The following is a 24,189-nucleotide window of genomic DNA, read 5'->3' on the forward strand; positions in this document are numbered from 1 at the left end:
GTGATTTTACAGCCCTGAGAATAAGGTGGATGTGTAAAGACAACACAAATCAACTTACAGGAGCGATGAGAAATGAAACCATTCCCTATGCAAAAAGGAGCGTCCCTTACGTTATCTGCACTATTAATAGGGACACTGATACTTCCTACTTACGGTTGTGCGGAAGCAAGTGTGGACCAAGCAATCACGCAACAAAAGAAAACGGATCATGCCAAAATAAAAGAAGCGATTGATAAAGCTGCTGCCAGCGAAAACATTCCAGGTATCCTCTTTGCAGTAAAGAAGGGAAATGATTTCTGGTCGTATGCTTCCGGCGAAGCGAATATAGAAAGTAAGAAACCGATGGAAGCCGACTTTTCATTTCGAATCGGGAGTATAACGAAATCGTTCGTCGGTGTAGTGACCCTGCAACTAGCTGAGGAAAAGAAGCTAAGCCTCGATGACTCGTTGGAAAAATGGCTGCCAGGTGTCGTCCAAGGAAACGGATATGATGGTAACAAAATTACGATTCGTCAGTTATTAAATCATTCGAGTGGAGTGGCAGACTACTTAGATGATGAACTCAAGGAAAGTATAATCCAGAACTCCACTCAAACGTTTACAGCAGAACAACTCATTTCTCGCGCATTAAAGCAAACACCGACCACAGGTGGCTATTCGAATACGAATACAGTGCTGATGAAACTCATTATCCAAAAGGTCACAGGAGAAACGGTTGCCGAACAAATCAAGAAACGAGTGATTGAGCCGCTTCAACTAACAGAAACGTTTTTCCCGGCAAAGTCTCAATCCATTCCGAAAAACAGTCCGAATGGATACTTTAACAATGCCGGTACATTAATGGATATCACCGACCTTAACCCTTCCTTTGCAGATGCAGCAGGGGCTATGATCTCGACTACGAAAGATTTAACAACGTTCTTTAGCGCTTTATTGGGCGGAAAATTGTTAACGCCTGAGATGCAGAAAGAAATGTTAACCACTGTTTCTCATCCACAAGGGAAATTCGGACTCGGTATTCAGGAAGTAACATTGCCGAATGGCACTACCATATGGGGTCATCAAGGTGGCATTCCTGGATTCACCAACTTCGCAGGTGGAACAAAAGACGGCAAGCACGTGATCGCGATGAGTATCAATGCATTAGGAGATACTGTTTCTCATATGGAGAACATCCAGATGACTGAATTCTCGGGACAAGCCAAGCAACCATCCACCCCGGATCAAGCAGCTCAAAAACATGGGCAAGGAATGAAGGACTTCATTGATCAGAAAGCAAAAGTCGAGGGAGTCCCTGGAATAATTGCCGCTGGGTTAAGAAACGGAGAATACTGGTCTTATGCAGCGGGTGTAGCCAACCTCGATCATAAAAATCCGATGGAACCAGACTTTACTTTCCGTATTGGCAGTGTCACAAAGGCGTTTGTTGCTACCCTTGTCTTACAGTTGGCTCAGGAGAAAAAGCTGAATCTGGAAGACTCGGTAGAAAAATGGCTCCCAGGTGTGGTAAAGGGTAATGGGTATGACGGCAACAAAATCACGATTCGTATGTTATTGAACCAAACGAGCGGGATTGCAAGCTATACGAATACAGACATGCGGTACGCTACCTCATTCCCTCAATATACCGTTGATGACCTTGTACGTATGGGACTGGCTAAGCCGCCAGTATTTCAACCAGGGGCAGGCTTTGACTATTCGAATACAAATACCGTGCTGGCTGGTCTTGTTATTCAAAAGGTGACAGGAGAAACGTACGATGTGCAGATGAAGAAACGGATCCTCGACCCGCTTCAGATGACAAATACATCTTTTAGTGGTAGTAATCCAAAAATCCCGGGCCAGCATGCCACAGGCTATAGCTTGAATCGGGCAGGGAAACTGTTTGATTTCACAGAGTATAATCCTTCATTCGCGAATGCTGCGGGGGAAATGATTTCGACAGGGAAAGATTTGACCACTTTTTTTAGTGCGCTTTTGGGTGGGAAATTATTAAATGACGAGATGATGAAGCAGATGACAACAGGTGTGGAATCGCCTTTTGGCAAATATGGGCTGGGAATTTACGGGGTGACACTGCCGAGCGGAAAGACCTATTGGGTTCATGGAGGCGGCATTCATGGGTTTGAAACGTTAGCGGGTGGTACCTTAGGCGGGAAGGATATTTTGGTGACGAACATCAATGCGGTCGGTCCAGAACCTGTCGTCACTAACCAAGCCATGTTCGAAAAGGAATTTAGTCGTTAAGTTAAAATGGAAAAATGATAGAAGGCTTTTGCCTTGGGAACTCCAAGAGCAATAAGCCTTTTTCCTTTTCAATTATATCGATAAATTTATTTATGTATACGCTATTAAAACATAATTTGTTTTATCGATAACTCGACCTTAGAATAGCAACTGTATCCCAATCAAAAAATACAGGAGGCAATATAGTATGACCCCATCAATTAAATCAAGTCCCGTAAAATCAGGGTGATATCTATAACATTCTGAAAGATGACTGCATTCGCTACAAGATCGTTGTACTTGATGCGTTTTTCCTGTTCTTCTGGATCATTCTCAGCGATCACGCCATCTCCCCCGTCTGATTTGTTCTTTAGTAGGCCATCTATTATGTAGACAGCTTCCCATACTCCGCAGGGAATGAAATGACTAAATAAAGTAATGTAGGTATCTGAAATATGATGATAAGTAATTCCGCCATACCCACCATAACGAATATGATATTCAGATAACAAATTTTCTTCGTACAAATCGAACTTCGTTCCGTCTTTAGCAGCTGTCTTCCCGTCTCCCCATAGTTTAGGCAGGCTTAGTGTATTGTATTGATTCAGAATGTCACGTATGGCTGCATCGATCTTCTGGGCAGTTACATGTCGGCGGTTTACAAATGAGAGCATATGGGGTGTAACTAAACTTCGCATATGTTTGGGATGTTTGGGCTCCGAGATGGCAGCAAGCTGGCACCGGAATAGGAAATTTCCAGTGCCAGCTTGCTGGTGTTCTTAATGTGATGAAGAGCCAATGAGTTGCTCGGCAATGCTTTTGGAAAGAGTCAACGTATTAATTTCAGAAGGCATCGCATTGATATTAAGGGTTTGTACATAATCCCCGCCGCGAGTTCCACCTGTGAACGTTGCGAATCCTGGACAGTTGCCGCCATGCCCCCAAATCGTAATACCATTCGTCAGCTTTGTTCCAAGGATCCCCAAGCCGTATTCACCTACTGGAGTTTCAACCCCAGTTAACATCTGATCTAAAGTAGCTGGTTTTAATAGCTTGCCACTAAGTATAGCACTGAAGAATGTATTCATATCATCCGCTGTGGAGATCATAGATCCCGCAGCATCTGCCCAAGAGGGATTCATTTCGGTTCTGTCTATGAATTGACCGTCGAGTACGAAGTATCCTCGTGCATGTTCACCTGGAATAAACGAGTAGTCGTCGGGTACATAAGTGCTCGTTAGGTTAAGGGGAGCTATGAAACGTTTCCTAATATGTTCCCCGTATGTTTCTCCAGTAGCCTTCTTAATAATCATCCCTGCCAGTACCGTATTCGTATTGGAATAAACCCATTTCTCTCCAGGCTTAGAGGTCGCCTTCATGTTCAGTCCAGTACGAACTAATTCGTCAGCAGTAAAGGAATGTAACGGGTTTGGGAGTAATTTATCGAGAATATCCTTGTGTTCTGAATAGTCAGGAATACCGCTTGTTTGGTTTAATAGTTGCCGAATCGTGATATGATCCCCTTCATATTCAGTACCCTTAACAACATCAGGCAGCCATTTTTCTATCGTGTCATCCAGGCTCAGTTTTTGTTCATCAACAAGCTGAAGAACGACCATTGCAGTAAACGTCTTTGTTAGACTACCGATCCGGAAAGTAAAGTTCGTCTTAACCGGATCAGTACCGTAAATGCTTGCTTCACCGGAAGCATATGCCCATTTTGATCCTTTGTTTGAGGAAGCTACAATTATGCCCGGTATATTTTGATGGTTAGCAGCTTCATCGATAAGTTGCTTGGCTTTGGTCTGCGAATCTTGACTGTAAGTAGTAACGAGGGGATCCGCCTGCTTTGCAAAACCAGTTCCTTGTAATGGCAGTAATAGAGTCGCGGTAATCATTGTCGATACAGTGAGCATAGAAATTTTGTTCATTTCGTTTCTCCTTTTGATTAAAGAATCGTATTATTCATTCATTCGTTGCGAAGCGATTTGTCTCCCCGAGTATTGCAAAGTAATTGTCATACTGCCAAGATGCCATTATGTCACCATGATGCGTTTTTACTGTCATATGACAGCTTATCGCCCGATTAGGACGGGATTATGATGGTATCACTAGAGAATGGAAGAAAATCACAGAAAGTTAATGGAGGATCAATTTTTAAGCCTTCTTTCTTACGTAGCCGAACAGGAACGAAAAAAAATAAGCAACGGCAGGCGGGCGGAAGGAATAGAAGTCGCCAAAAATAACGGAGTGAAATTCGGACGACGTAAGCACAAGATTAATGCAGAGTTCATTCAGTTGTATGGGGAATGGAAGTCCGGATCAATCACAGCCACCGAATGTATGAAGCGCCTTAACCTAAAATCCAATACCTTTTATCGACGTGTAAAGGAATATGAAAATCAGATAGATCATATGAGGAGAGGAACACATGGCATCTATTGAACGTACTGCCTACCCGCGATTTAAAAGAAACCCTACTTCAAAAGAACTCCATGAAATATATACACCCACATCGGAAGAAATGCAGTTCGCTCATTCAGTAGCCCGTGGATCAGCCCCGGTTATGAGCCTACTGGTCATGATGAAGCGCAGTTATGCTCCCAGCCATGGATCAGCTATGATTTGGATTTGCCGATCATCCGCCGTTTTTGGCGCGAGCATTTCCAAAAACGCTCACAAACGCATCCGACACACGTCGTACCGGATTTGCACAGTGTGCTGAATGGCAATCGAGCATGGCGCTGGCATCAGCCTGTTGCCCACGTTCATGCTGGATGACCATTTGTCCAGAAACAAAGTAAAGATCATGTACCCGCCCTACACGGTTCATAACGATTTGTATCTGGCCTACCAGGTGAAAAATCGGAATCTTCCTCACCTGAAAACATTGATTGAAACGTTGAAAAAGACGGTTTAGTCTACACTTTCGTTCCAGCTAGAAAACAGGGCTGTCATCCTTTCCTGGATAACAGCCTACTTTTTATCTCTTTTTTTCAGACAAACGAGATTGCTTGCTTTTTTATCACTTGAGTAGTAAAGTGATAATAAGCTCAGCGAAGGGAGGCAAACTAACATGCGTAATAACACCATAGGTTCATTAATCTGGTTACGCTTGATGCGGTTTACCACCCAGAGCAACCAGCTATCAAATGAGTTTCTCAAACGCTTCGACTTAACAACAGCACAATTCGATGTCCTGATGCAAATTAGCGTCTACCAGCCTCTCACCCAGTCGGAGTTAGCTGAGAAGGTAACCGTTACACAGGGTGGTATTTCTCGGATGCTCGTCAGACTTGAAAAGGAGGGCTACATTGTACGCAAGCAGGATTGGAAAACAAAAACGATCAGCCTTACCGAAAAAGGGCAAGCTGTTCTGGAACAAGCCTTTCCTGAACAACTAGCGTTTCAGTCGTCATTCTTCGATGAGGTACTAAGTGAAGAAGAACAAAAAACACTTTACGCCTTGATGACACGTGTTCATAAGAATAGCCAAAAAAAAGAATTACCACCTGTGTAATTTTTTTTGCACACTCACTTGATTAGTCAAGTTAAACAAGGAGGAAACTGCCATGTACACCATTCCAGGCCATCACCATGTATCTATGTTAACCAAGCATGCTCCAACGAATAATCACTTTTACCAAAACGTATTGGGACTGCGCAGAGTGAAAAAAACCGTCAACCAGGACGACCCGTCGATGTATCACCTGTTTTACGGAGATTTGACAGGCAGCGCCGGAACAGAGTTGTCGTTTTTTGAAATGCCGATGGTAGGAAAAACCGTACGCGGCACGAACGCGATCACTCGAATCGGACTGCTCGTTCCGTCACTGGAGAGCTTGACCTTTTGGAAAAAACGTTTTGAGCAACTGAATGTTCACCATGGCGAGATTACCAAGTACGCAGGCCGTGATGCCTTGCATTTTGAAGACCCGGAAGGGCTGCGACTGATCCTGATCAATAATAACGGCGAAGGGGTTCCATCCAATTGGGCTCCATGGGACGAATCCGTGATCGAAGAAAAGCATCGCATCTTGGGTATCGGCACGGTCGAGATTACCGTCCGCTCCTTGGACAAATTAGCCAATCTGTTGACAGACACATTCGGTTATACCGAAGTATCACGCTCGGAACAAGAAGCCATTTATCAATCCGTCCCAGGAAAATCTTTCGGTGAAATTGTTATCAAGCAAGAAGAGGGGGCCCCTGAAAAACCGGGTCGAGGAAGTGTTCATCACTTGGCAATTCGCGTGAAAAACGATGAAGAGCTGCAATACTGGGATGACGCCGTACGAAAACGCGGTTTCCGCTCAACAGGGATCGTGGATCGATTCTACTTCAAAAGCTTGTATTTCCGTGAGTCAAACGGCATTTTGTTCGAAATCGCAACAGACGGTCCTGGCTTCACAGTAGATTCCACCGTCGAGGAGCTCGGAAAAGCTTTGGACTTACCTCCATTCCTCGAAGAACGCCGTGCAGAAATTGAAGCGAAATTGACACCTATAGACTAAAAGTAAAAGGAGTGAATCAACATGGAGCAATATCGTATCGATACCAAAAAGGGGCTTGAATTCGGTTTGTATTCGATTGGCGACCATGTCCCGAATCCACACACCGGCTCCAAGATTTCTCCTGAACAGCGCATCAAGGAATTAATTGAGGCAAGTAAGCTGGCAGATGAAGCAGGGCTTGATGTATTCGCTGTCGGCGAAAGCCACCAGACGTATTTTACGACACAAGCACATACCGTCATTCTGGGAGCGATCGCACAAGCTACGAAAAACATTAAAATCGCTAGCTCCGCCACTGTATTAAGCACCTCTGATCCGGTCCGCGTGTACGAGGATTTCGCTACCTTGGATCTGATCTCCAATGGTCGGGCAGAAATTGTTGCCGGACGCGGTTCCCGAGTAGGAGCATATAGCCTCCTCGGCTACGATGTGCGTGACTATGAGGAATTGTTTGAAGAGAAGATGGACCTTCTTCTCAAGCTAAATAATGAGGATCGCGTGACCTGGGAAGGGCAGTTCCGTGCACCGCTACAAAACGCTACGATCCTGCCGCAGCCTTTACAAGGACGTCTTCCCATCTGGCGTGCAGTAGGGGGGCCACCTGCCAGCGCGATTAAAGCCGGCCAAGCTGGCGTGCCTATGATGCTGACCACACTCGGAGGTCCAGCCATCAACTTCAAAGGTTCCGTCGATGCTTACCGGGAGGCTGCGAAGCAAAATGGTTTTGACACAGCGACTCTGCCGGTAGCGACAACGAGTTTGTTTTATACAGCCGACAAAACTTCGGATGCGCTTCGCGAGTTCTATCCGCATCTAAATGGTGGGTTTATCGCATTGCGTGGCGGTGGCTATCCGAAGCAACAGTTTGCACAGTCTGTCGATTATCGTGATGCGTTAATGGTAGGCAGCCCTGACGCCATCATCGAAAAAATGCTTTACCAATACGAAATGTACGGACAACAACGGTTCATGGCGCAAATCGATTTTGGCGGCGTGCCTTTTGATAAAATTGCGAAAAACATTGAACTGATCGCAACGAAAATCTTGCCTGAAGTGAAAAAGCATACAACCAAATCGTAACAAAAAGCCTATGAAAATCGTCGTCTTCAATGACAGTTATCTCAAATTAAAGATACCAAATACAATGCAGCTCTGTTGTTGACACAGCCTGCTGATTGAAAGCTTCCAAGGCGCCGATCTTCTTCTCACCAGGAAAGAAGGTCTGCGTCTTTTTTATTTTTCCATGATAGTTAAAATTATCCTCAGTGGATTATAATCATGAAACAACAGATGAATCACACATAAAAAGGTGGCGTGACGACTTGTGAATATTTGGAGGATACTGGACATTGATCCTACCGAAGATATTTCGACGATTAAAAAAGCCTATGCGAAAAAGCTAAAGCTGCATCACCCGGAAGATGATCCGGGGGGCTACCAACAACTGCGAGAAGCATACGATCTTGCTATTAAAATGGCAAAGCAGGGCCAGGGAAAACTGCGGATGGAGCCAATTCCGGTCGATCCTTCTACACCAGAGGAAGAGGAAGTAGACGAAGAGGTTCCCACGCTGACTGTTCAGCGCGTGTTGCACATAGACGACGTTCACGAGCAACTTGACAGTGATGATCAGGTGGACTCAATCGACGCTTTTATAGAGCAGGTACAAGCTTTGTACGACGACTTTCCCTCCAGAATCAATCCCGAAAACTGGACGAGGCTGCTCCATTCTGACCTGGTTTGGGATATCCAACAGAGCCGACTCGTACGTGAGCGCCTGTTTGATTTTTTAGAAGTGCATCATCATTTGCCAAAAAGCGTGTGGGTGAAGCTGGAGGAATGCTTTCATTGGCGAGAACTCATTGAAAAACCTTACTATATGGACGAGCACTCGGAAGAGTTTTGTACTTATTATCGAAAACAGCTAGACGAGCCCGGATTGCGTTTTGACACTTTGCTCCAAGCAACCGATATCGATCGTGATTTGTTTTTGTCTTATCGCGATGCAGCTTATCAAGCATTGAAAGAAAATCAATTGGAGCTGGCCGACCGTTCACTCCACGCGGCTATTGCTTTATTTGCCGATGATCCCGATTTGCTTCGACTGCTGGGGGAGTATTGCCAGCGCATCGGCGACATGGATGGCGCGATTGACGCTTTTTCCCGCATCATCAGCCTTCAGCCTGACGCTATCGACAACTACGTGGCCCGGGCCTATATCTGGTACAATCATCAGCACTTCACCGAGGCTCGGAATGAATGTGAATACATTCTATCTCAGGTCCCGAGTCACGCAGAAGCACTCAGCCTGCTTGGAAAATGTCAATTGGAGCTGGGTGACGCCGCTTTGGCCAAAGCCACCTTTCAGCAGTTATTGGCAGCTAATCCAGAAGATTATCAGGCGCTAATCATGCTCACGCAGCTTCGTGCAGACATGGTGAAGCAGGCGAAGACTCTGCCAGCAAAAGATCGGGAGCTGGCCTTGCAACCGCTGATTGCTGAGCTGGGAGAACGAAAAGGCTTGCACACGCAAATGAAGCAAGCTCTTCGTTTTCAAGTAATCTTTACAACGGTGATCCTTGCTCTCATCGTGCTTTTCCATTCTCTTTTCTCATGGGCGTTTGAGGATCATACGGGATTGGGGCTCATCTCCTACGTTAAGCATGTTGTGAATGGACCTATCCACATCACATCGGCATACGAATTCGACCGAATGGAGCCCAACCAATTCATCACTACCAAGATAACGGATGCCCATCCTCTCGGGATTTTTCAGTATCAACAAACGGATGCAGACGGAAACAGCACCATCACGTATGAATCGTACATGTCGGTCGCCAAAAAAGGCCCTAATATTGCCCCCTCAGCCTGGGTGTACATTGGCCACTTGGACGGCGCACCGGTCATACTCTTGGCTACAGCAGAACAAGCGGTAAAGATGAATGAAACCAAAACGCTTGAGATCGAGCTGGGGAACATACAAGAAATGCCAAAAAAAGTACTGGATGACGCAGAGGAGATTCTACAGCAGCCAGGCCTTACGTCTACATACGATGCCAACTATCTCGTAACAGATCATCTGATCGATGCGAAGCAGCATAAGCTCTCGTGGCCACCGTTTTCCGCTGTTTTCTATGGGATCATTCTTCTGCTTTTGTATCGCGTCTTCTTTCGTTCCCTGTACAAGATATACCTCCTCACTCGATTCTGAAAAACAAGGAGTGAACTTTCGCACATGTTCATCTTTACCAGTAAGAAGGAAAAGCAATTTACTTTATTTACTTACAGCATGCATGCAGCCATTACAATTGGATCAGGCACTCGTTTAATCGATGTAAAGGATAACTACACCAAATGGGGCATGAAGGACGCAGCAAGCCAGAGAGCTAGATTAACGTGGATGCTGCAAGAAGGGGAGCGCAAAGAGTTTGCCCGGCTCCACCATTTCATGACTGCCTTGTCGGAGTCAGGGCGAAAGGAATATATCGACTCCTTGGAATCAGATCAGGAACGCATCGCCAAGGCGAAGGTTGTTCAATTCTATATGCGTAGGCTCCCGGCGGAAGGGATCGCCGCCTATGATTATACCTGGGCTTCCTTTTTAAGTCGTGGGAAAGGGGACTACGGCTATATCAGCAAAGAAGAAGCGAGACAGTTTCAGCTACAAGCAGTCCGACAAACACAACAAGCCTATAACAATTGGGGCGAGTTTTTTACGGGATATATCGCCGGCTATCAATTTATGACTGCACAGACATCGCTGGATTACCTGCGCGAATATGAGTGGGAATTTACCCGCCACTTTGTTTCTAAGCACAGCACAATTGTAAAAACGGATTGGCATACAGACTTTTACGATCTCTGATGAAAGAAGAAGCTCTCCCCAATTTTTGGGTAAGAGCTTTTTTACTTTCGTCCTACTTCTGCTTCTGTCCAACCAAACCAAAGAAAAACATATCCACCCATTGCTCCATACTCAGCGTTACTCGATCACGATTCGACGCTTCCCAATGGCGTCCCAGCTCATTTTTGTACATCGTGAAGTACATCATCATCATTTCTTCTGTCAAATCACGCTGAATATAACCTTCCTGCTTCCCTAGCGCGACAAACCTCGTAAAAAAATGCCTGATTTTTTGCTCGTATTCGCTTTCGATTCGTTGCAGCAAACCACTGAGTTCAGAAAAGGGGGCGTTCTGAAGCTCGTCCGTGAGGGTATGCAAATTCTTGGCTTCCAACAGCATGATGTCCTTTGTCTTTTCAGGAAAAGAACTCCCCGAATCGAGAATTCTCTCGTACTGCTCTAACTGCTTGTCCATCCAATTCATTAGCATGTCCGCGTAGAGCTGTTCTTTTGTCCCAAAGTAGTTATAAATGGTCGCCGGAGAAACCTTCGCGTTCTGCGCAATTTCATTTACGCTGACTTTTTGAAAGCCATGCTTAGAGAACAATTGAAAAGCGGCGCTGTATATTTGATCGATTTTGTTCTGTTTTCGTCGTTCGAATCCGTTCATCTTCTCCACCTCTTTTTGTAGTGTAGCTCAGGATTTAGAGCAATTCAACGAATTCACTACAAAACGATTGAAATGAACTGACTTCGATAGTTATAATGATTTTGTAGTAAATGAGTATATTTACTACATATTTTAAGGGATAGGAGTGAATTTATCATGAAACAAATACGGATTCCATCTTTTTTGCATGACGTCTTCGGTGAAAAGCAGAGCATTGGCTCGATCGCAGCCATCCTGCTGTTCGGCGGAGTCCTGACCACTGCTCTCTATTTGCGATTCCCTGAACTCACAAAGAGCTTGCCCATTTGGCGTAGCACGCTTGCATTGTTGCTTGTATTCGATATATTTTCTGGCTGCCTAGCGAATTTTACGATCTCAACCAGCAATTTTTATGCCGCACGTAAAAAAAATCGCCTCGTCTTCATCGCCATTCACGTCCATATCATCCTGGTTGCCCTTCTCTTACAGCAAAACCTCGCGTATTCCATAGGGGTATGGGCTTATACGATTGTAGGAGCTTTTGTTGTGAATGCACTTTTTAGGCATCGTTCGCAGCTGTTTGTCGCAGGCATTCTCCTGTCTGTTGGTCTTGGCTGGATACCATTGCTGCCGGGCATGCATCCGTTTCTGTTGATCACCTGCTTATTCTTTATGGTAAAAGTGTTATTTAGCTTTGCTGTCAATCATTATGGGAAAGTAATCGACGACACAGGTACAGAAAAATGAAGACTTCCTACCGCATATCCAAACTCACAAAGTCAGATAAACCCGCATTCGTATCACTCATGAGCAGGGCATTTTCGCGTGATCCTTTCTTTCTGCATGTATTTGGGGATTCAGAGCTCGATCATACAGCAAGAAAAAGCATCACAGCTTTTCTGTCTTTTCTGTTTGATAAGAGCTTTCTATTTCACGAGGAAGTGTGGGGCATTTTTGACGAAGATAGCTTGCTCGGCACTTACGTCGTCGAGAAGCCACAAACAAACAAGCATTCGAATATAAAAGGGGGATTCCTGTTAATCGGTAGATTGATCCCGTTAGTATTTCAACTTTCTGGAAAAACGCTGATACTCCTTAATTCCTATATGCGCATCACACGTTCTGCCGCTCCTCCCTGGAAGCATCACTACCTCATTATGATTGGCGTAAAACCAGAGGCTCAGGGCAAGGGAGTCGGCAAAACCCTAATGCAACACCTGTTTCAAACAATAAAGGCTGACCACGAATCGCAGGGAGTCGCGCTAGATACGGAAAAGGAAGAGAATGTGGGTTTGTATCAAAAGCTCGGATTTACGTTACAAGAACAAACCAAAATCGATGATGTCCCTGTGTATTGTATGGTCTATCAAAAAAATCGATAGAATGACGGATACATGCTGCCGCCACTTCGCATTATGTTACAATTATTGTAAGAAATATGTACATCGATGGAAGCGAGTTGAGCTTATGAAAAAGAAAGTGATCCTGGCCGGCGGCACTGGCTTTATCGGCAAGTATCTGGCAGACAAATTCAATCAACTTGGCTACGAAGTCTTGATCATCGCAAGAACTTCCCCTCATATAACATGGGACAATCACGCAAAAATCGTGGAAGCTTTGGAAGATTCCGAGCTGCTCATCAACCTGGCGGGCAAATCCGTCAACTGTCGTTATCATGAGAAGAACAAGGCTGAAATCCTGAAATCCCGGACAGAGACCACTCACATACTTGGCAATGCTGTTTTGGCTTGTAAAAACCCGCCTTCGCTCTGGCTCAATTCCAGCACAGCCACCATTTATAGGCATGCGGAGGATCGTCCCATGACGGAAGAGAGCGGGGAGATTGGGACAGGCTTTTCCGTTGATGTCGCCAAGCAATGGGAAGCTGCCTTCTTTTCCTTTGATTTGCCGCATACGAGACAAGTAGCCTTACGTATGGCGATCGTGCTGGGGGAAAACGGCGGGGTTATCGATCCATACAAAAATCTCGTTCGCTTTGGACTCGGGGGTGTACAAGGGTCTGGGAACCAGCGTTTTAGCTGGATTCATGTTGAAGATATCTTCCAGATCATTCTCTTTTTGAAAGAGCGAACGGACCTAAGCGGCGTATTCAATTGTTCTTCTCCTCATCCCGTCACAAACCGTGAATTCATGCAGCATTTTCGCAGCGTGATGAATCGGAGCTTCGGGCTGCCTTCTCCCAAATGGATGCTGGAAATGGGGGCCATGATGATCGGGACGGAAACAGAGCTGGTGCTGAAAAGCCGCTGGGTCATTCCGGAAAGGCTGGAGCGTGAAGGGTACCAGTTTCGTTTTGCCCATATCGATAAGACGTTGCAGGATATCTTGAAATGACCGACAAGCCTTCTAGGAACTATGTTCTCGAGGCAAAAAATAGGAGCGTTACCTTTATCGACGAGCTACATCTTGTAGCCAAAATGGGGCAAACGCATGTCTTCGTGGTGAAGAACTAGGAGAGACCGTTTAATTCTGAACGGTCTCTTTTTTATTCCTAACAAGAAGAAAAGCCTCCGAATGCTCGGAGGTTCTTATCTAGCCTTTCACCGTAGCAATCGGCGCCACCTCAGCCACAATCTCAGCCATCCCATGATCCACATGCGACTGAATCACCGGAGTAATATCTTTATAGGCATACGGCGCCTCTTTTTTCAGCTCTTCTTCCCATTTCTTCAAAATATCGCTCCGTCCACGCAAATCCGCCCGCTTCGGGTCAATCGGATTGATCACGCGGAAGTTGGCAAGAAACTCGCGAAATCGGTCATCGTCCACTTTCACAGCATCGCCGCGAGAAAGCGCTCGACCTGCTCCATGGCTTGCGCTAAACAGGCTATTCCGATTGCCTAGCCCCGCCAAAATAAAGCTGTGCGAGCCCATGGAACCAGGGATAAACACAGGTTCGCCCGTATACTGAAACGGCGTGCCCATCATTTGCTCGGCCGATTTTGCCGTACACGACCCTTTTCGATGCAAAAATCCACCCACCTGCTCGAGCTGTTCCTCCCACAAATAATTATGAGGCGCATCGTACAACAGCTTGTGTTCAAAATCGCCCAACACATCGGAAATCGATTTGTACATCATCAGCCCCATCATCAATCGATTGGCAAATGCAAAGTTCGCCGCATTGTGCAGGAGACTCCAAAACATTTTCCACTGTGGTTCGAAACGCTCCGAAAGTGGCAGCGGATACATGCCGTTATCCGGATGCTTCAAGGAAGTCGGGTACATCTTTTTCAGCATTTCTTTGATCCATGCACCGCTGTTATAACCAATGGAAACAGACCCAGTATGAATCATGAGGACGACTTGCCCTTCCTTCAGCCCCCACTGACTGGCGATAGAGCCCTGGTGCACTTTTTTGACCACCTGAATCTCAAAAAAATGATTGCCACCGCCAAGGGAGCCGATTTGTGCATCCCGGGAAAGCTCGGCAGGGCCGAGAAAATCATCGAGGCCAATCGTCGATTCCGCGATAAAGGACCCCATTTTATTGACATGGTTCAAATCCAGCTCCTGCTGCTTTTCGTTGTAATAACGCCAAATTCCCTCGCCATTCGCTTCCTTGTGGCTGTCCAGTACACCGATCAGGCCTTCCTTGAACATTTTTTCGCGCATATGCCGCGTCATGGGAATATTGCGGCCCCCTTCAAAAAAAACATGGCGCACATTCCGCTCAATCGCATCCAGATTTGTGCGAATCTGCTCCTCGGACAAATCCGTGACATACAGACGCATCCCGCAGTTAATATCGTTGCCAATCGCTTGCGGCAGCACAAAACCACGCGTAAACAACGTCGTGCCTACAGGAATGCCGCTTCCTTTGTGAAAGTCGGGAGTAATGGCTACTTCCAAAACCCCGGAATCGGGATCGTCAAAATAATCGGGTGAATGCTTTTGCAGCGTTGCAATTGTTTCATTCACCTCTAAAAGCCGATGAAGCTCCTCTACCGCATTGTTTTCTACTTTTACTTCCGGATTGATGAAATATTTAATCGGTGTGTTGCTCAAAAGAAGACCACCTTTAATTGTTTTACAGGAACATACGTTCTTTATTTATGAATAGAAAAAAGCCGCTTTCATGCTCATTTCTTCCTTCCTGGATGAAAAAATGCAGCATGGAATTGCAGCCTTTACGCTTGGGGCTATTGGATTATCACAAGGGCGTTATCCGCAGTCTATAGGAAACGGAGTTGGCTCACCCTTAAACAGCGCAATTGCGTAAAAGGCATACCTATGGAGTTGGATTTTATCGCTACATGGCTTTGTTTCATGCTTGGTTACGTATGCGAACATGTTGGAATCCTCCTCCTTTCGTTTCTTGCTCACGATCTTATCATTGGATAAAATTTACTGTCAAGCCCCCGAATGATCGAGGGCCCGTGTGATTTTTCCCTTTTACATCGAATCTAATTCGCCTTCCATAAACTTGATCAGGTACACCTCCGGCTGCGCGAGGAACTCCGTAAAGCTACACAAGTCCGCATACTCCTTATGCTCCTCATCATAGCAGCCTATGCTTCCTTTTTTCTTCGGATTCCACACAAGATGAAGATGGGAGTAGTTGTCGATTTCGGCAGACAAGCGCAGCAGCTTTTGCCGACCGATTTTCATTTCAATCGTATCGGTCAATGTGAAAAAGTCGATATACGCGATGTCATACTCGTTTTCTGCCAGCTCAAGACGCAGCTCTTCTCCGGTAAGGAAGCCAATCAGTTCTTCGGTCAGTTTAAATTTTTGCAGCTCGTACTTTCTGTTCTCCACATCGTGCAGTTCGGCAGGTTCCAGCGATTTCAAATACGCAGCCAACTCCGTATCTTTATTGCTGACCGCGATGGTATAAGGTCGCTCCCCACCCCTTTCTGCTACCATAACGTCCGCACCACGTTCAACCAAATACTTGACCATGGCGGCATTCCCCATGCGCGTGGCAACTGTTAATGGGGTCGCTTGGTACGGATACACCATATTCGGTTTGTTATAATTGATGTCCACTCCATGATCGAGAAAATAGGCCGTGGTCGTAAGATCATGATCCGACACGGCTTTACGCAATACATCGCCGCCATGCAGTCTTATATCCAGTCCCAGCTCTTGAATGAGCGGGATGTTCTTTTTGTTGCCGTAGTAGGCCTCCGAATAAGCGTTTGAGCGCACCTGATTGACCATATCCAGCTTGGCGCCTTGCGCTACCACATAACGAACGAGCTCTTCCTTGCCATAACGTACGGCCATCAAAAAAGCTGGATTATTTTTGACATTCAGATTAACGCCATGCTCTACCAGCAGCTTAACAACTTCTAGCTTCTCTGATAAAATCGCCAGATCCAATGGGCTTAGCGTCGTATATTTGCTAAGCACAATGCCCTTTTCTATATCCCAGCCAGCCGAAATCGCATCTTGCAAAGCCGGGACATTTCCTTGATAAATATGCATCGCGATTTCTCGCAGCTCTTCGAAACTCCCGATATCTTTCAACTTGATCATCCATTACCCTCTCCTGCCCTATGTCTTATGAAAAATATAGAAAATAAAATGGCAAGAAACAACAAATATTTACTTGATTCCCTTTTATTCGATTGAAAATACAGTCAACTTTGTCTATTTTTGACGAATCTGCTCGATAAAAAGTTTTTTCCCAATAAAAGGAGTAATTTTACGAGAAGAGAAATACTTATGCAAATCGTCTTATACATATTTTTTAAGGAGAGTGGTCTGATGAAGAAGATGCGTACTCTCGCTTCTCTTACGCTTGCAGCAACACTCATACTGAGTGGCCTTCCTTACAATGCCTTGGCAGCTGCGGAGTTTAGCGAACGGGATTGGGAAAAAGTAAACGAGTATACCAACGCGGAAGTAGAGCTTGGCTCCGAAATCTCGAAAATCTCCCCCCTGCTGAACACCAGTTCCAGCAAAAACGTCAGTATCATTATTGAGCTGCAAAGTGAACCTTCGATCACAGCTAAACATAGTGAAGGTTCAGAATCTTCCGTTAGATCATTGCGAGCGAAAGTAGAGGACGAGCAGGCCTCCTTCCTCGACGAGGCAAAAGACAACAAGGTCAAACTGAAGGTAAAGCGCAAGTTTGAGCATGTATTCAACGGGATGGAAGTAACGGTGTCAGCCGACGAGTTGGAAGAGCTGGCTGAACTGCCACAGGTGAAACGCATTTATCAAAATACGTATTATGAGCTTCCCGAAATTGATGCCGTCAGCGAGAAAGCATCGTCTACCAAATGGGATCAGGCCCCTCTCCAACAAATCGGTGTTCTCGATATGTGGAAAGCAGGTCTGACAGGGAAAGGATTGAAGGTCGGCGTCATCGATACCGGTGTCGATTACAAGCACCCTGATCTCAAGGATGCTTATAAAGGCGGATATGACTCCTTCGACAATGATAAAGACCCTTATGAAGAAGCACCAATCCCTGTGGAGGATGACCGCGATGGAAAAGGATATGAAGGCTCCAGCCATGGAACTCACGTCTCCGGTACCATCGTAGGACGCGCCAAAAACAAGACCTCGGACGTGCAGGTAAAAGGGGTAGCCTACGGTGCAGACCTCTACGTCTACCGCGTATTGGGCCGGGGAGGCGGTAGCTCCGCTCAGGTCATCGACGGTATCGAAAAAGCGGTGAAAGACGGCATGGATGTCATTAACCTGTCGCTTGGCTCCGCTATGGAGAAGAACTCTGACTCCCCAGATGCCATCGCTGTGAATAACGCAGTGCTGTCTGGTGTGATTACGGTTGTATCGGGTGGAAATTCAGCCGACGATGAGCGCGGCAGACATTTCTACACGGCTGGCTCCCCTTCTGGCGCGAGGCTGCCGATCACTGTTGCAGCGGTAGACTCCCCTACTGTGCAATATGACGGCTCCGCAACCTCGTCCTTTGGAGCCAATTACGAATTCCCTGTGATGGCGTGGCAGGTGAGAAAGGATAACTTCGCCTCTATCATCGGAACCAAACCACTGCCAGTCGTCTATGCCAACCTTGGCTCGCGCAGCGATTTTGAAAAGGCAAATGTAAAAGGCAAAGTCGCGCTCGTTTCCCGTGGTACTCTCGGCTTCACGGAAAAAATCGAAAACGCCCGAAAAGCTGGCGCTGTCGCTATCGTGGTCTTTAACGGTAACGATGCCGACGGGGATGGCGTAGCTGACCTGGATATCCGTGATCGCGAGGGCTATGTCAACACGATCCTGGGTGACCAAATCGAAGCGATCCCTACCTTTGACATGAAAGGTCTGGAAGGCCGGACACTGGCAAAAGAGCTGCTGGCTGACCCTGAAAAAGCGAAAACACTGACGTTTACGTTCTCAGGAAACTACCCAAGCACAAATGATCCGGGCGACCGCATCGCCGGATTTAGCTCACGCGGCCCGATCATGGGCGACGATTACAGCATCAAGCCGAATCTGGCTGCGCCAGGTGTAGCTGTTCTGTCCAGCTATCCATCTTGGAGTAAGCTGATCCCTGACGCCAAGTACGACAAGGCATACGCCCGTCTAAACGGTACAAGCATGGCGGCTCCGCACGTTTCCGGTCTTGCCCTGCTGTTGAAACAGGCACATCCGGACTGGACACCTGCCGATATCAAGGCAGCGCTCGCGAACACCTCCAAACCGCTGTATAGCCCAGACGGCACACTGTACGATGTATACTCCCAAGGTGCTGGCCGCGTAAACGGCTACGCCGCATCGAAAACACCTGCTGTTCTGACAACGGTAGAGCAGCTCACCATTTTGGGCGAAGATTTTGAGCCGAAAACCATTCCGTACTATGCGGATAACGTTTCCTTTGGCTTGCTGAAGGCTGGCAGCAATACCGTCACGAAAACGCTCCAGCTGAAAAACCTGTCCAAAAAGGAAGTTTCTTACGATGCAAAAGTGATCATGCATCCATCCGTCACGACAGATCCGTACAAGCCAGGCTCCAAAACGCCAGATGTCGATGACATCGATGTGGAAATCTCCGACGATTCCATCTCCGCTAAAAAAGGCGCTGAGACCACATTTGAGCTCAACCTGTCCGTTGACTCCGATGCAAAAGACGGCGTGTATGAAGGAGAAGTCCTGCTGACAGCGAAAGGCAACCCTGACCTGCGCCTGCCGTTTGCTGTACACGTGGGAGACAAGCGTGAGGATACTAACTTTGGTTTCGACAACCTGAAGCTGTCCGATACGACAATCACGCCTGATGGTGATGGCAATGAGGATTCGTTCACACTCGAAGCCGAGCTGCAAGCCAAAGACGTGAACCAGATCTCCGTTGAGGCATGGGACATGGACGATAAATACGTCGGTACGCTCGCATCTGTATTCAACAATTACGCGCTGATTGCGCCAGGCCCTATCACCTTCTCTAATCTTGATGGTACTTACTACGATGGTACCCAAGTAGCGAAAAAGCTTGATCCAGGCAAATACAAGCTGAAGCTCGTCGGTCGAGTCGTTGACCAAAACAAGCCGAAGGGTGAACAGATTGTAAAAGAATACGAGGCTTGGAAATCCTTCATGATTAAGACATCTGATAAAAACGCAGTCTTGTCCAAGGTAGTGGAAGAAGCCGAGGAGCAATTTGAATTTGAGGTTGCGAACACCACAGAGCTCGATCAACCAGTGCTTTCCCTGCCGGAAGAAAGCGATGATGTGACTTATCAGGTGACGAAGAGCTCTGATGAGACGTTTATCGACGATGAAGGGATTTTAAAGGAGCTGCCTGCCGAAGGTGAAGAGACCGTTACGCTGTATGTGACGATTACTTCCAAGGAAGATGAGTCGGTTACGCGGACTGTGAAGGTGGATGTGACATTAGAGGCGGTAGTAGAGTAGTGTTGGTTTAACGTTTTTAGATGGATGAATGAAGGCTCCGCCACACATCATGGCGGAGCCTTATCATTTTGCCAACTATACCGGCCATTACAGCTTGTTCAAAATTTCCTCTTTGATAAAGGCTCTGATCTCTTCGCCGCTCTCCAGGGTGAGGACGTGTTGAGCTGTTTCCTGTAGCGACTTGTAATCCAGCTTTCTCAGCAAATCGCGGGCCCGGAGAACGGAAGTGGCACTCATGCTGAATTCATCCAGTCCCAGCCCGAGCAGAATCGGGATCGCCAATTCCTCCCCGGCCATTTCTCCGCACATGCCGACCCATTTGCCTTCCTGATGGGCCGCCTTGATTACCTGATTCACCAGCCGTAAAATGGCGGGATGGTACGGATCGTACAAGTAGGCGACCTGCTCGTTCATCCTGTCCGCTGCCATCACATACTGAATCAAATCATTGGTCCCGATGCTGAAGAAATCGGCTTCCTTGGCGAGCTGGTCTGCGATCATCGCGGCAGCTGGCACCTCGATCATGATTCCTACTTCCAAATGATCGTTAAACAAAATGCTTTGGTTGCGCAGCTCTGCCTTTACTTCGTCCAGGATCTGGTTCGCTCGACGCAGCTCGGCTATAGTGGCGATCATTGGATACATGATCTTGATGTTTCCGTATACACTTGCCCGGAGCAAGGCGCGTAACTGCGTCTTAAACAGTTCCACGCGGTCCAGGCAAAGCCGGATGGCTCGATAGCCTAGAAACGGATTCAATTCTTTCGGCAGATCGAGGTAGGAAAGCTCCTTGTCCCCGCCGATGTCCAATGTTCGAATGACAACTGGTCGATCCTTGCCCATGGTTTCTGCTACTGCTTTGTAAGCCGCAAACTGCTCTTCTTCCGTGGGGAACTGCTCCCGCCCCATATAGAGAAATTCAGTACGAAACAGTCCGATCCCCTCGGCGCCGTTTTCATCGGCCTGCACGGCGTCCTGCGGATTCCCGATGTTGGCTGCCAATTCCACACGGTGCCCATCGGCGGTAACACTTTCTTCATGAACCAGACGAGCCCAGTCCTCTTTTTGTTTCCAGTAGGCCTGCTGCTTGGCTTCATAGGCTGCGACGACAGCTTCGTCCGGTCGAATGTGTACCTCGCCCTCAAGGCCGTCGACGATGACCAGATCCCCGGTTTGCAGCTGCTCTGTAATGTCCGACATGCCTACCACCGCCGGGATTTCCATGGTGCGTGCCATGATGGCGGAGTGAGACGTGCGGCCGCCTATATTCGTTGCAAATCCTTTTACTTTTTCCCTGTCCAACTGTGCCGTATCAGATGGCGTCAGATCATGTACAACCAGCACCACCGGCTCAGTGAAATCCGCTTGTAACTGATCGTGTATGCCGAGCAGATTCTTCAGCAGACGCTGGCTGACATCGCGCAAATCCGCCGCCCGCTCCCGCATATACTCGTCGTCCATGCTTTCAAAAATGGCGACAAAGCTGTCACGAACCTCCTCCAGAGCTGCTTCCGCATTCACTCTTTCGCGTTCCAGCTTCTCCTCAATGGCACCAATAAACTCCGGGTCCTGCAAAAAAAGCTGGTGGGCTTCAAAGATTCTCGCTTCTTCTTCGCCCATCTCGTGGCGGACCTTCTTCTTGACTTGCTCGAGCTCCAGATCTGCCGCTCTCACACTTTCCCGAAATCGCGCAAGTTCTGCGGCCACCTCATCTTGGTCAAGAATGCGTCGTTCATACCGAACCATCTCTTCCTTTTGTACAACAGCTCGTCCAATCACGATTCCGGGAGCTGCAGCGATCCCTTTTTGCAGCATTACAATCGCTCCTTATCGAAGCCGCACCCCCTGGTGTCCAGAGGGGGCTTCCTGTCATGTTACCCGTGAACTGACATAAGCAATTGGCCAAGCTCCTCCATTGCTTGCTCTGCCTGTTCTCCAGTGATTTCAAGGGTGATTTGCTCCCCCATCTTCGCACCCAATGTCATCAAGCCCATGATGCTTTTGCCATTGATCTTTTTCGTGCCCTTGATCACGTTTACCTCACAAGGAAACGAAGTAGCCTTTTGTACGAATAACGTTGCCGGACGGGCGTGCAGTCCAGTCGGATTTTGAATGGTGAAAGTTTTGGTTAACATCTGGTTCCAGCTCCTTTTACGCTACCGCATCTTTTTTCAGAACTTTTAGCATGAGTGCCGTAACCATTGTTCCGGCAAGAATGGAAACAAGGTAAAGCGGCCAGTTGCCGATTACCGGCAAAACGAATATTCCGCCATGAGGGGCTGGCAATGTGCACCCAAACAGCATCGATAACCCGCCAGCTACGGCAGAGCCAACTACGAGCGAAGGAATGACGCGTGTCGGATCAGCCGCCGCAAACGGGATCGCCCCCTCCGTAATGAAGGATGCTCCCAGGACGTAAGCGGTTTTACCCGCCTGCCGCTCTTCCGTGGTAAATTTCTTCTTGAACAACGTCGTCGCCAAAGCGATTCCGAGCGGTGGAGTCATCCCTGCCGCCATAATGGCTGCGTGAGGGGTATAGTTTCCATCAGCAATCATCGCAATCCCGAACGTAAATGCTGCTTTGTTGACAGGGCCCCCCATGTCAAAGGCCATCATTGCACCCAAAATCACACCAAGGATGACGGCGTTACCAGTGCCCATGTTTTTCAACCAGTCACCCAACGCCGTATTGGCGGCAGCGATCGGGTCAGATACTACGTACACCATGACAAAGCCTGTAAGCAAAATCCCAAGCAGTGGATACAACAGCATCGGCTTGATACCTTCTAACGATTCGGGTAGTCCAGCCAACGCTTTTTTCAATCCGACCACAATATATCCGGCCAGGAACCCTGCGATGATTCCTCCGAGGAACCCCGAGCCGGAAGTAGCCGCCAACAAGCCTCCTACCATACCGGGAGCAAAACCCGGGCGGTCAGCGATGCTCTTGGCGATAAACCCGGCCAATACCGGGATCATCAGCTTGAACGCAGTTCCTCCACCGATATCCATCAGGACTTTAGCCAGCGGATGGAAGGACGGATCGTTTGGATCAAACGCCTTGATCCCAAACATAAAGCTTAGCGCGATGATAATCCCGCCACCCACGACAAACGGAAGCATGTTGGACACACCGTTCATCAGGTGCTTGTAAAAAGCAGGCTGCTTCGCTTTTTTCTCCGCCTTTGCTTCTTGGATATCATCCTGATAGCTGGTCCCGCCTCCGCGGTAGATGCTTCCCTTTTGCTCTACTGCGCGCTGAAGCAGTTCTTCGGTATTGCGTATCCCTTCCGCAACCGGCACTTCAATCACGATCTTGCCAGCAAAGCGTTCCATCTCCACTTGCTTGTCAGCAGCAACAATCACCGCTGTCGCTTCCTCAATATCCTGCAAAGAAAGCTTGTTTTTCACACCCCCGGAACCGTTCGTCTCTACCTTGATGGCAATCCCCAGCTCTGCTGCTTTTTTCTTCAGCGCATCGGCGGCCATGTACGTATGGGCGATCCCGGTCGGGCAAGCGGTTACCGCTACTACTTTTATCGGCTGTTTCTTTGAGGTCTCTTGTCTTTCCTGTTGCTCTTCTATCTCCTTGCTCTCTACAACGCTTTCATTTTCGCCCTGGATTTCTTTTTCTTTGCGCGTGATAATCTCGAGAACCTGTTCCTTGGTTTCTGCGCGCGTCAGCTCCTGACGAAATGTTTCATCCATGAGCATCTGAGAAAGCAATGCCAACGTTTCGAGATGGGCCTGGTTGGCGTTCTCGGTAGCCGCAATCATGAAGAAAAGATGTGCTTTTTGGTTATCCAACGAGTCAAAATCAATACCCTCTTTGGAAAAACCGTACGCAATGCTAGGAGTTTTGACCGCTGCTGTCTTGGCATGCGGGATGGCGATTCCTTCTCCAATTCCTGTGGAGCCTTGTGCCTCGCGGGCGAGAATGGCCTGCTTCATTTCTTCCTTGCTGTTGAGCCGTCCAGCTTCGTCCAATTTTTCAATCAACTCATCTAAGACCGCTTCCTTGGAGGAAGCAGACAGAGGGAAAAGAATCGTTTCAGCTTTTAGCAAATCGGCAATGCGAATCTCGTTATTCATCGTTGAACCCCCTT

General features: G+C 47.4%; 18 protein-coding genes and 1 pseudogene. 11 read left to right on the forward strand and 8 right to left on the reverse strand.

The window, feature by feature from the left end:
• Nucleotides 1-72 precede the first annotated feature (72 nt).
• Nucleotides 73-2,247, forward strand: coding sequence for a serine hydrolase domain-containing protein (locus tag KB186_RS12140; protein WP_232773699.1), 2,175 nt, complete (start codon nucleotides 73-75; stop codon nucleotides 2,245-2,247).
• Nucleotides 2,248-2,453: 206 nt separating this feature from the next.
• Here the strand turns inward: KB186_RS12140 and KB186_RS12145 are convergent.
• Both KB186_RS12145 and KB186_RS12150 read right to left on the reverse strand, forming a co-directional pair.
• A pseudogene (locus KB186_RS12145) lies at nucleotides 2,454-2,912 on the reverse strand (Tn3 family transposase); the annotation flags it as partial.
• Nucleotides 2,913-3,005: 93 nt separating this feature from the next.
• A complete protein-coding gene (locus tag KB186_RS12150) occupies nucleotides 3,006-4,157 on the reverse strand; it encodes a serine hydrolase domain-containing protein (RefSeq protein ID WP_173611702.1) in 1,152 nt (383 codons plus the stop codon).
• 794 nt (nucleotides 4,158-4,951) lie between these two features.
• Between KB186_RS12150 and KB186_RS12160 the strand changes: the two genes are divergently transcribed.
• The 6 genes from KB186_RS12160 to KB186_RS12185 all read left to right on the forward strand — a co-directional run bounded on the left by KB186_RS12160 (nucleotide 4,952) and on the right by KB186_RS12185 (nucleotide 10,605).
• Complete coding sequence (locus KB186_RS12160; RefSeq protein WP_232773700.1) at nucleotides 4,952-5,146, forward strand: LysR substrate-binding domain-containing protein; 195 nt, start codon at nucleotides 4,952-4,954, stop codon at nucleotides 5,144-5,146.
• A gap of 156 nt (nucleotides 5,147-5,302) precedes the next feature.
• A complete protein-coding gene (locus KB186_RS12165) occupies nucleotides 5,303-5,746 on the forward strand; it encodes a MarR family winged helix-turn-helix transcriptional regulator (RefSeq protein ID WP_173611701.1) in 444 nt (147 codons plus the stop codon).
• Between the two features lie 52 nt (nucleotides 5,747-5,798).
• Nucleotides 5,799-6,740: a ring-cleaving dioxygenase gene (locus KB186_RS12170; RefSeq protein WP_232773701.1), complete on the forward strand. Its 942-nt coding sequence runs from the start codon at nucleotides 5,799-5,801 to the stop codon at nucleotides 6,738-6,740.
• 21 nt (nucleotides 6,741-6,761) lie between these two features.
• Nucleotides 6,762-7,820, forward strand: a complete 1,059-nt coding sequence (locus KB186_RS12175; protein WP_232773702.1) for an LLM class flavin-dependent oxidoreductase — start codon at nucleotides 6,762-6,764, stop codon at nucleotides 7,818-7,820.
• Nucleotides 7,821-8,064: 244 nt separating this feature from the next.
• Nucleotides 8,065-9,951, forward strand: coding sequence for a tetratricopeptide repeat protein (locus tag KB186_RS12180; RefSeq protein WP_232773703.1), 1,887 nt, complete (start codon nucleotides 8,065-8,067; stop codon nucleotides 9,949-9,951).
• Nucleotides 9,952-9,975: 24 nt separating this feature from the next.
• The gene (locus KB186_RS12185) at nucleotides 9,976-10,605 is read left to right on the forward strand and encodes a DUF1266 domain-containing protein (protein WP_221868679.1); all 630 of its coding nucleotides are present in this window, start codon (nucleotides 9,976-9,978) and stop codon (nucleotides 10,603-10,605) included.
• A gap of 52 nt (nucleotides 10,606-10,657) precedes the next feature.
• On the opposite strand, the gene KB186_RS12190 is transcribed toward KB186_RS12185, so the two are convergent.
• A complete protein-coding gene (locus KB186_RS12190; protein WP_173611696.1) occupies nucleotides 10,658-11,254 on the reverse strand; it encodes a TetR/AcrR family transcriptional regulator in 597 nt (198 codons plus the stop codon).
• A gap of 156 nt (nucleotides 11,255-11,410) precedes the next feature.
• Here KB186_RS12190 and KB186_RS12195 point away from each other — a divergent pair, with 156 nt between their 5' ends.
• From KB186_RS12195 to KB186_RS12205, 3 genes are all read left to right on the forward strand, one after another.
• Complete coding sequence (locus KB186_RS12195) at nucleotides 11,411-11,980, forward strand: hypothetical protein (protein ID WP_232773704.1); 570 nt, start codon at nucleotides 11,411-11,413, stop codon at nucleotides 11,978-11,980.
• On the forward strand, nucleotides 11,977-12,615 hold the full coding sequence (locus tag KB186_RS12200; RefSeq protein ID WP_232773705.1) for a GNAT family N-acetyltransferase: 639 nt from the start codon (nucleotides 11,977-11,979) through the stop codon (nucleotides 12,613-12,615). The genes KB186_RS12195 and KB186_RS12200 overlap by 4 nt, the downstream gene beginning before the upstream one ends.
• 85 nt (nucleotides 12,616-12,700) lie before the next feature.
• A complete protein-coding gene (locus tag KB186_RS12205) occupies nucleotides 12,701-13,588 on the forward strand; it encodes a TIGR01777 family oxidoreductase (protein ID WP_173611693.1) in 888 nt (295 codons plus the stop codon).
• 198 nt (nucleotides 13,589-13,786) lie between these two features.
• Here the strand turns inward: KB186_RS12205 and KB186_RS12210 are convergent, their stop codons facing one another.
• Complete coding sequence (locus tag KB186_RS12210; protein ID WP_232773706.1) at nucleotides 13,787-15,262, reverse strand: RtcB family protein; 1,476 nt, start codon at nucleotides 15,260-15,262, stop codon at nucleotides 13,787-13,789.
• 387 nt (nucleotides 15,263-15,649) lie between these two features.
• Nucleotides 15,650-16,738 (reverse strand): ankyrin repeat domain-containing protein, encoded by a 1,089-nt coding sequence (locus KB186_RS12215; protein WP_232773707.1) that lies wholly within the window; start codon nucleotides 16,736-16,738, stop codon nucleotides 15,650-15,652.
• A 231-nt stretch (nucleotides 16,739-16,969) separates the two neighbouring features.
• On the opposite strand from KB186_RS12215, the gene KB186_RS12225 reads away from it, so the two are divergent.
• Nucleotides 16,970-20,083: a S8 family serine peptidase gene (locus KB186_RS12225; RefSeq protein ID WP_304502617.1), complete on the forward strand. Its 3,114-nt coding sequence runs from the start codon at nucleotides 16,970-16,972 to the stop codon at nucleotides 20,081-20,083.
• 87 nt (nucleotides 20,084-20,170) lie between these two features.
• Here KB186_RS12225 and ptsP read toward each other — a convergent pair whose 3' ends face one another.
• From ptsP to KB186_RS12240, 3 genes are read right to left on the reverse strand one after another with little or no spacing between them, the layout of a single operon-like run.
• On the reverse strand, nucleotides 20,171-21,898 hold the full coding sequence (gene ptsP / locus KB186_RS12230) for a phosphoenolpyruvate--protein phosphotransferase (protein WP_232773708.1): 1,728 nt from the start codon (nucleotides 21,896-21,898) through the stop codon (nucleotides 20,171-20,173).
• 59 nt (nucleotides 21,899-21,957) lie between these two features.
• Entirely contained in the window at nucleotides 21,958-22,218 is a 261-nt protein-coding gene (locus KB186_RS12235; RefSeq protein WP_173611688.1) for an HPr family phosphocarrier protein, read from the reverse strand.
• Nucleotides 22,219-22,234: 16 nt separating this feature from the next.
• Nucleotides 22,235-24,175, reverse strand: a complete 1,941-nt coding sequence (locus KB186_RS12240) for a PTS fructose transporter subunit IIABC (RefSeq protein WP_232773709.1) — start codon at nucleotides 24,173-24,175, stop codon at nucleotides 22,235-22,237.
• Nucleotides 24,176-24,189 lie beyond the last annotated feature (14 nt).

Origin of the sequence: Brevibacillus sp. AF8, from assembly GCF_021270385.1 — a bacterium.
Taxonomy (GTDB): Bacteria; Bacillota; Bacilli; order Brevibacillales; family Brevibacillaceae; genus Brevibacillus.

Excerpts from the sequence above, each read along its gene's own strand:
- KB186_RS12140 (WP_232773699.1), top strand. The coding sequence starts at position 73 with ATGAAACCATTCCCTATGCAAAAAGGAGCGTCCCTTACGTTATCTGCA.
- KB186_RS12150 (WP_173611702.1), bottom strand. The coding sequence starts at position 4,157 with ATGAACAAAATTTCTATGCTCACTGTATCGACAATGATTACCGCGACT.
- KB186_RS12160 (WP_232773700.1), top strand. The coding sequence starts at position 4,952 with ATGGCAATCGAGCATGGCGCTGGCATCAGCCTGTTGCCCACGTTCATG.
- KB186_RS12165 (WP_173611701.1), top strand. The coding sequence starts at position 5,303 with ATGCGTAATAACACCATAGGTTCATTAATCTGGTTACGCTTGATGCGG.
- KB186_RS12170 (WP_232773701.1), top strand. The coding sequence starts at position 5,799 with ATGTACACCATTCCAGGCCATCACCATGTATCTATGTTAACCAAGCAT.
- KB186_RS12175 (WP_232773702.1), top strand. The coding sequence starts at position 6,762 with ATGGAGCAATATCGTATCGATACCAAAAAGGGGCTTGAATTCGGTTTG.
- KB186_RS12185 (WP_221868679.1), top strand. The coding sequence starts at position 9,976 with ATGTTCATCTTTACCAGTAAGAAGGAAAAGCAATTTACTTTATTTACT.
- KB186_RS12190 (WP_173611696.1), bottom strand. The coding sequence starts at position 11,254 with ATGAACGGATTCGAACGACGAAAACAGAACAAAATCGATCAAATATAC.
- KB186_RS12195 (WP_232773704.1), top strand. The coding sequence starts at position 11,411 with ATGAAACAAATACGGATTCCATCTTTTTTGCATGACGTCTTCGGTGAA.
- KB186_RS12200 (WP_232773705.1), top strand. The coding sequence starts at position 11,977 with ATGAAGACTTCCTACCGCATATCCAAACTCACAAAGTCAGATAAACCC.
- KB186_RS12205 (WP_173611693.1), top strand. The coding sequence starts at position 12,701 with ATGAAAAAGAAAGTGATCCTGGCCGGCGGCACTGGCTTTATCGGCAAG.
- KB186_RS12215 (WP_232773707.1), bottom strand. The coding sequence starts at position 16,738 with ATGATCAAGTTGAAAGATATCGGGAGTTTCGAAGAGCTGCGAGAAATC.
- KB186_RS12225 (WP_304502617.1), top strand. The coding sequence starts at position 16,970 with ATGAAGAAGATGCGTACTCTCGCTTCTCTTACGCTTGCAGCAACACTC.
- ptsP (WP_232773708.1), bottom strand. The coding sequence starts at position 21,898 with ATGCTGCAAAAAGGGATCGCTGCAGCTCCCGGAATCGTGATTGGACGA.
- KB186_RS12235 (WP_173611688.1), bottom strand. The coding sequence starts at position 22,218 with ATGTTAACCAAAACTTTCACCATTCAAAATCCGACTGGACTGCACGCC.
- KB186_RS12240 (WP_232773709.1), bottom strand. The coding sequence starts at position 24,175 with ATGAATAACGAGATTCGCATTGCCGATTTGCTAAAAGCTGAAACGATT.